Origin of the sequence: Limnohabitans sp. Rim8, from assembly GCF_943326455.1 — a bacterium.
Classification (GTDB): domain Bacteria; phylum Pseudomonadota; class Gammaproteobacteria; order Burkholderiales; family Burkholderiaceae_C; genus Limnohabitans_A.
Genome location: NZ_CALPTI020000025.1, coordinates 42075 through 48711 on the forward strand (window position 1 = coordinate 42075; position 6637 = coordinate 48711).

8 protein-coding genes and 1 tRNA gene are annotated in these 6637 nt (G+C 53.6%); 2 read left to right on the forward strand and 7 right to left on the reverse strand.

Annotation, left to right across the window (positions count from 1 at the left end; translation table 11 throughout):
* Positions 1-179: 179 nt before the first annotated feature.
* The gene (locus Q1M54_RS14270; protein WP_300558535.1) at positions 180-809 is read left to right on the forward strand and encodes a helix-turn-helix domain-containing protein; all 630 of its coding nucleotides are present in this window, start codon (positions 180-182) and stop codon (positions 807-809) included.
* Between the two features lie 36 nt (positions 810-845).
* Here the strand turns inward: Q1M54_RS14270 and Q1M54_RS14275 are convergent.
* Positions 846-921 (reverse strand) — tRNA-Arg (locus Q1M54_RS14275).
* A gap of 140 nt (positions 922-1061) precedes the next feature.
* On the opposite strand from Q1M54_RS14275, the gene Q1M54_RS14280 reads away from it, so the two are divergent.
* Positions 1062-1583 carry a c-type cytochrome gene (locus Q1M54_RS14280; RefSeq protein ID WP_300558538.1) on the forward strand — a complete coding sequence of 174 codons (522 nt, stop codon included), beginning with the start codon at positions 1062-1064 and terminating at the stop codon, positions 1581-1583.
* A 42-nt stretch (positions 1584-1625) separates the two neighbouring features.
* Here the strand turns inward: Q1M54_RS14280 and Q1M54_RS14285 are convergent, their stop codons facing one another.
* The 6 genes from Q1M54_RS14285 to atpG form a co-directional block, all read right to left on the reverse strand.
* Positions 1626-2180 carry a DUF2946 family protein gene (locus Q1M54_RS14285; protein WP_300558541.1) on the reverse strand — a complete coding sequence of 185 codons (555 nt, stop codon included), beginning with the start codon at positions 2178-2180 and terminating at the stop codon, positions 1626-1628.
* Positions 2181-2192: 12 nt separating this feature from the next.
* Positions 2193-3197: an alpha/beta fold hydrolase gene (locus Q1M54_RS14290; RefSeq protein WP_300558544.1), complete on the reverse strand. Its 1005-nt coding sequence runs from the start codon at positions 3195-3197 to the stop codon at positions 2193-2195.
* A gap of 4 nt (positions 3198-3201) precedes the next feature.
* A complete protein-coding gene (locus Q1M54_RS14295; protein WP_300558555.1) occupies positions 3202-3651 on the reverse strand; it encodes a nuclear transport factor 2 family protein in 450 nt (149 codons plus the stop codon).
* Positions 3652-3768: 117 nt separating this feature from the next.
* A complete protein-coding gene (locus tag Q1M54_RS14300; RefSeq protein WP_300558546.1) occupies positions 3769-4182 on the reverse strand; it encodes a F0F1 ATP synthase subunit epsilon in 414 nt (137 codons plus the stop codon).
* Positions 4183-4250: 68 nt separating this feature from the next.
* Positions 4251-5654, reverse strand: coding sequence for a F0F1 ATP synthase subunit beta (atpD, locus tag Q1M54_RS14305; protein WP_300558549.1), 1404 nt, complete (start codon positions 5652-5654; stop codon positions 4251-4253).
* 38 nt (positions 5655-5692) lie between these two features.
* Positions 5693-6577 carry a F0F1 ATP synthase subunit gamma gene (gene atpG / locus Q1M54_RS14310; protein WP_300558551.1) on the reverse strand — a complete coding sequence of 295 codons (885 nt, stop codon included), beginning with the start codon at positions 6575-6577 and terminating at the stop codon, positions 5693-5695.
* Positions 6578-6637 lie beyond the last annotated feature (60 nt).

A 6637-nucleotide genomic window follows, 5' to 3' on the forward strand; every position in this document is an offset into this window, starting at 1 on the left:
TGGGTGATTCACTTTTGTTTCTTCGTATTGATAATGACATTTTTGCGACAACTGGCATTTTTAATGAAGCATCGTCCATTCATTTCAATCACCACGCCTGCTTTCGTCGATTATGTTGAGCCAGTGCATTGCTCGCCAAAGACCTTACCGTTTGTTCACCACTTGAGGATGTCGATCGAATGTTGAACTCCTCCAAATTGGAAGAGCCCAAATCCAAGGCCACTCAGTCTCAATTTTTGAGCACGGCCAGTGCTGCGAAAATGCTGGGGCTGTCGGCAACGCTTGTGCAAACGTTGGTGGACCAAGGTGAGCTCAAGGGCTGGAAGACCCGTGGTGGTCACCGCCGAATTTCATTCGATTCGATTTCCGAGTACCAAAGCCAAGTCAACATTCCTTTGCATCGCAAAGTCAAAACAGCGACCCGACAGCACATCAATGTCATGGTTGAAAATTCAGAATGGATTCCAGCATTCAAAAACAATTTGAATCAGTGGGGCTTGCCCGTTGATGTCAGTTTTTCTGAATCGGTCACAGAAGCAATTTTGGACCTGTCTACCAACCGCCCAGATATGCTTGTTATGGAACTGTCTGCCCCGCTGGTGCAGCAAGAGAAAACCTTGAAAGCTCTCGAGAAATTCAACAAGCGGGGCCAATCACCTTTGCCGATGGTGATCGTCACGCAAGAAAAAGGCCTGTTTTCCTCTGCGTCAAACCCGTCTGCATCGACCGTCCAATTGGTTCCTGGCCCGATTTCATCGGTTTGGCTGCATGCTTATTTGATCGGCATCGTGGCATCCAGCAGGCTTTGAAGGTCGTCAAGGTCAGTCAACCTTGCCGAGTTCAATTGGTGCGGCTGGCGGGGATCGAACCCACGACCCTTGGCTTCGGAGGCCAATACTCTATCCACTGAGCTACAGCCGCACTTTTGACTTGATCATTATCACACGGCTTGTTCATTGACTGAGGCAATTTGAAAGAACGGTAAAGGGTGGGCCGCTATAATTCGCAGTTGATTTTGACAACCAAGACAGCCCTTTCGGCCACTCCCCAATGAGGATTTCATGAGCGACAACAGCCACGATCAACACGAAGCCCACACCGGCCCCGTCAAAACCCCCATGCAAATGCTGATGCTGAGTTTTGCGTCATTTGTCATTCCCGTGTTCATCATCATCGGCTTGGTGTTCTATGTGACTTCGGATAACAAACCAGCTGCTGGCGCCGTTGACGTCGACAAAGCCACCGCACTTCGCATTCAAAAAATTGGCACGGTCGAAGTGCGTGATGCCAACCGCCCTCTCAAAAATGGCGATGAGGTCTACAAAGCACAGTGTGCTGCATGCCACGACGCCGGTGCAGCTGGTGCCCCCAAATTCGCAGTGGCGAGCGCTTGGAGTGCACGTTTAGGCCAAGGTCTTGATGGCTTGGTCAACTCTGCCTTGAAAGGCAAGGGCGCGATGGGTGCTCAAGCTGGGGGCGACTTCAACGACATCGAAATTGCACGTGCAGTGGTTTACTTGGCCAACAGTGCTGGCGGCAAGTTCGAAGCACCCAAAGCACCTGCCGCTGAAGCTGCCAAATAAGCATTCTGCTCTTTCTAAAAACGACTCCGAGGAGTCGTTTTTTTATGTCTGTTTGGCTTGCCGATCATGTGCAGCCTGCGGGCTGCATTCGAATCCATGGTTTATTGGCAACTCACTGGATTGGCATTCCTGACAATCCCATATCCCTCGCTCCAAGGCCGCTGCAAGCCTTGGTACGTCCATGGTGTGCACCAGTCCAAATCCCAAGTCGGTGTCCAGATAGGCTTTGCCAGTTTCATCTAACCAACAGGTCCGAGCTTTGGCTGGCAAGCCTGTGTGTGCTTGCACCTCAAAAGTGTCACTTAAACGCCAGATGAAAGGCGTTACAGCCAACTCAATGTAAACCCTTTGCGGGCCATTTTGAAAAAACCACCAGCCTTGCTCATTGCAAGCGTAATTGCGCTCAATGAAGGCAATGAGTTTTTCATGCTTCAACACTGAACCCTTTGCGGCGGCCGGGCCCTCCTGAAAAGTCCCCAATGCCTGAACCCCGTCATCGCGCATCAGCCATTGACCACGCGCATCCAGTCCAAGCCACCCAAAGCAATCGGGCACATTGGGCCACTTGCTCATGGCTTGTCGAACAATGTCATCCATTCATCACCCCTTTCACGACTGCGGCCTCAAGGTGCGCTGACCTGCTGCAGCCAAGAGCCAACTGCCCACCGCTTTCGGCAAGTCCAAGACATGGCCTGGCCACGCACCTGATGCGAAGCCCACATGCCCTCCATGCTTGGGTTGCCATAAAGTGACACTGCTGGACACTTCGTTTTTTTGGGGCAAGCTATGAACGGGAATAAACGGATCGTTGCAGGCGTTCAAGGCCAATGCGGGCACTCGGACGTCATGCATCAACGGTTTAGCAGATGCCTTGGCCCAGTAATCCTGGGTATCTTTGAAACCATGTAAAGGGGCTGTAAAGACATTGTCAAACTCATAGAGATCAGAAGCTTTCAACATGGCTTTTTTGTCGAACAAGCCCGGAAACTGCGCCCATTTGGCCAAAGCTTTGGGTTTCATACTTTTCAAGAACATTGGGGTATAGATCAAGCGGTTCAGTCCTTGGCCTATGGCCGCACCGCTTTGAGCCAGATCCAAGGGTGAGCAGATGGCGGCGATGGCTTCGGAGACTTGACTTGCCTGCTGCCCGTGTTCGGCTGCCCAACGCATCAATGCATTCCCACCCAGGGATACCCCCGCAGCCACCAAAACGCTTCCACCTCTTTGTCGATGCTCGTGTTTCAAGCGTTTGAGGACCCAATCGATCTCGGCGTGATCGCCAGAATGGTAGGCGCGCGGTGCAAGGTTGATCTGACCACTGCAGCCTCGAAAATGAGGCATGGCCAGATGGATATCCTGCTCGGCCGACCAATCGGCGAAGGCCTGCGCGTAATGGCTGGCAGATGAGCCCTCGAGCCCATGAAACAGCACCAACATCGGTCTGCTTCCACAACTTGCACTTTGGTGATCGACATCCACGAAGTCACCATCTGGCGTATTCCAGCGCGTTCGCTGCAGTGGCAATGCTGTTCGGCTTCTTGTCTTGGCATACAACGCAGACCATATGGTTTGAGCATGGCCTCCGGGCAGCCAAACGGGTGCAGCATATTTCATCGGATCAATGCAGCACCGTGGGTTTCGCGCCGGTATCTGCAGTGTCATTGGCTGTTCCCGGGCTGGTGTGGTGGGCCACCATTCGCCATCCCTGCGCCGTCTTGTGATACACGTTGGTGGCGATCACATAGGCATGCTTTGCGCCTTGCGGTGTGATGACTTCTACACGCTCCACGAGATGGTGCACGGAGGACGCCAAGGATTCAATTTTGTGGATTCTTTCTGGGTAGGCCTGAACGCTGCCATTGTTGAACATGTTTTCAAAGGTGGCCCTGATCGCGCCGACGCCAATCATGCGGCCGCCTCCTGGATGGACACACACAATGTCGTCCTCTTCAGCCCAGCACGCCATGAGTTTGTCCAGATCAGCATTGTGCAAGGCCTCATAGAAAGCCTGCTCCACATCATCAGGCGTACCGCTCAATAAAGCTGCATTCATTTTTTCACGTTTCATACTCATGTTTTTTCGTGTGCATCATGTCATTTTGCCAACAAAAAACCCGGTTGCATTGCTGCACCGGGTTGTGTGTGTTGCCGTACCCAAGGGGACAGCCATGGCCGATCGAGCGCGTTACTTTTTACGGTATTTGCGCAGCGCAGACAATTGGGCGGCCAAAACAGCCAGCTCAGATTGGGCCACCGCCAAATCGATTTCGCTTTTGGCGTTGCGAAGAGCCTCTTCTGCCAATTGTTTGGCGGCATTGGCTTTTTCTTCGTCAAGGTCTTTGCCACGGATGGCGGTATCTGACAAAACGGTCACGCAGTCAGGCTGCACTTCCAAAAGGCCACCGGCCACGAAAACAAATTCCTCGCCGCCGTCTGCTTTTTCGATGCGAACCGAACCGGCTTTGATGCGGGTGATCAGGGGGGTGTGGCGTGGGTAAATTCCCAATTCGCCAGACTCACCAGGCAAGGCCACAAATCGGGCTTTGCCCGACCAGATGGTCTCTTCTGCACTGACCACATCAACGTGGATGGTGTTCATGTTTACTCCTTAAAAAGGTGCTTTTAAGCGGGCTTTGGGGAGGCTTTCTCAGTCGCCCCAAGGCGGGCTTAAGCTGCCTTTTTGGCCTTTTCGAAAGCTTCGTCGATGGTGCCGACCATGTAGAAGGCTTGCTCTGGCAGGTGATCGCACTCGCCTGCGACAATCATTTTGAAACCACGGATGGTTTCGGCCAAAGTCACGTACTTGCCTGGCGAGCCAGTGAAGACTTCAGCCACGTGGAACGGCTGCGACAGGAAACGCTGGATCTTGCGAGCACGGGCCACAGCCAACTTGTCCTCGGGAGCCAAGTCATCCATGCCCATGATCGCGATGATGTCGCGCAGTTCGCGGTAGCGCTGCAATGTACCTTGCACTGCACGCGCTGTTTCGTAGTGGTCTTGACCAACCACCAATGGATCCAACTGACGGCTGGTGGAGTCCAGAGGATCCACGGCTGGGTAGATACCGAGAGAAGCGATGTCACGGGACAACACCACAGTGGAGTCCAGGTGAGCAAAGGTGGTCGCAGGTGATGGGTCGGTCAAGTCATCGGCTGGCACGTAAACGGCCTGGATCGATGTGATCGAGCCGACTTTGGTCGAGGTGATACGTTCTTGCAAACGGCCCATTTCTTCAGCCAATGTGGGCTGATAACCCACAGCAGAAGGCATACGGCCGAGCAAAGCGGACACTTCGGTACCGGCCAGTGTGTAGCGGTAGATGTTGTCCACGAAGAACAACACGTCTTTGCCTTCGTCACGGAATGATTCGGCGATGGTCAGACCGGTCAAGGCCACACGCAGACGGTTGCCTGGTGGCTCGTTCATCTGACCGTAGACCATGGCCACTTTGGATTCTTCGAGCTTCTCGAGGTTCACAACGCCGGAGTCCGCCATCTCGTGGTAAAAGTCGTTGCCTTCACGGGTACGCTCACCCACACCAGCAAACACGGACAAACCGCTGTGTGCCTTGGCGATGTTGTTGATGAGCTCCATCATGTTCACGGTCTTGCCCACACCGGCACCACCAAACAGGCCCACCTTACCGCCTTTGGCAAAGGGGCAAACCAAATCAATCACTTTGATGCCGGTTTCCAGCAATTCTTGTGAAGGGCTCAATTCATCATAAGCTGGAGCTTTGCGGTGAATCGAAGCGGTGAGCTCTTGGCTCACAGGGCCGCGTTCGTCAATGGGCGAACCCAAAACGTCCATGATGCGGCCCAGTGTGGCTTTGCCCACGGGAACGGTGATGGCTTTACCGGTGTTGGACACGACCAGACCACGGCGCAGCCCGTCGGAGGAACCGAGCGCAATGGTGCGCACGATGCCGTCGCCAAGTTGCTGTTGCACTTCCAGGGTCAGCGCGGAGCCTTCCATTTTGAGTGCGTCATAAACTTTGGGCATTTGGTTGCGTGGGAATTCCACGTCGACCACAGCGCCAATACACTGAACAATTTTTCCTTGGGCTTGCATTTTTCGCTCCAAATAATTTGAATTTGCTGAACTGGGAATCAACCGCTGATTGCGGCTGCGCCAGAGACGATTTCCGACAGTTCTTTGGTGATGGCAGCTTGACGTGTCTTGTTGTAGACCAACTTGAGCTCGCCAATCACATTGCCTGCGTTGTCGGTTGCGGCCTTCATGGCCACCATCCGCGCTGCGTGCTCGGAAGCCATGTTTTCGGCCACGGCCTGATAAGCCAAAGCTTCTGCATAACGAACCAACAACTCGTCAATGACCGTTTGGGCATCGGGTTCGTAGATGTAATCCCAAGCGTGCGTATGACCGGCTGCTTTGGTTTCTGCCTGCATATCGGCTGTTGACAATGGCAACAACATGTCGATGGTGGGTTGCTGAGCCATGGTGCTGACAAACTTGTTGTAGCACAGGTAAACAGCGCTCACTTCGCCTGCAGCATAAGCGTCGAGCAACACCTTGACGGGGCCAATCAGCTTGTCGAGGTGCGGCTTATCGCCCAATTGCGTCACATGAGAAACCACCTTGGCGTTGACCCGGTTCAGAAAACCGAGGCCTTTGCCGCCGATGGCCACAGCCATAGGCGTTTTGCCCTGTGCCTGGGTTTCGCGCAATTGAACGGTCACTGCCCGCAACAAGTTGGTGTTCAAACCGCCACACAAACCCTTGTCTGTGGTGACCACAATGAAACCCACCGACTTGCCGTCGTTGCGCTTCATGAAGGGGTGCACATACTCAGGGTTGGCCTGACCGAGATGGGTCGCAATGTTGCGAATCTTCTCGCTGTAAGGCCGGGCCGTGCGCATACGCTCCTGCGCTTTGCGCATTTTGGAGACGGAAATCATCTCCATGGCCTTGGTGATCTTCTTGGTGTTTTCCACCGATTTGATCTTGGTGCGTAGTTCCTTGCCCGATGCCATCAGAGGCTCCTTTTGATCAGGTAGAAATTAAGCAAAGCTTTTCTTGAAAGCGGCCACGGC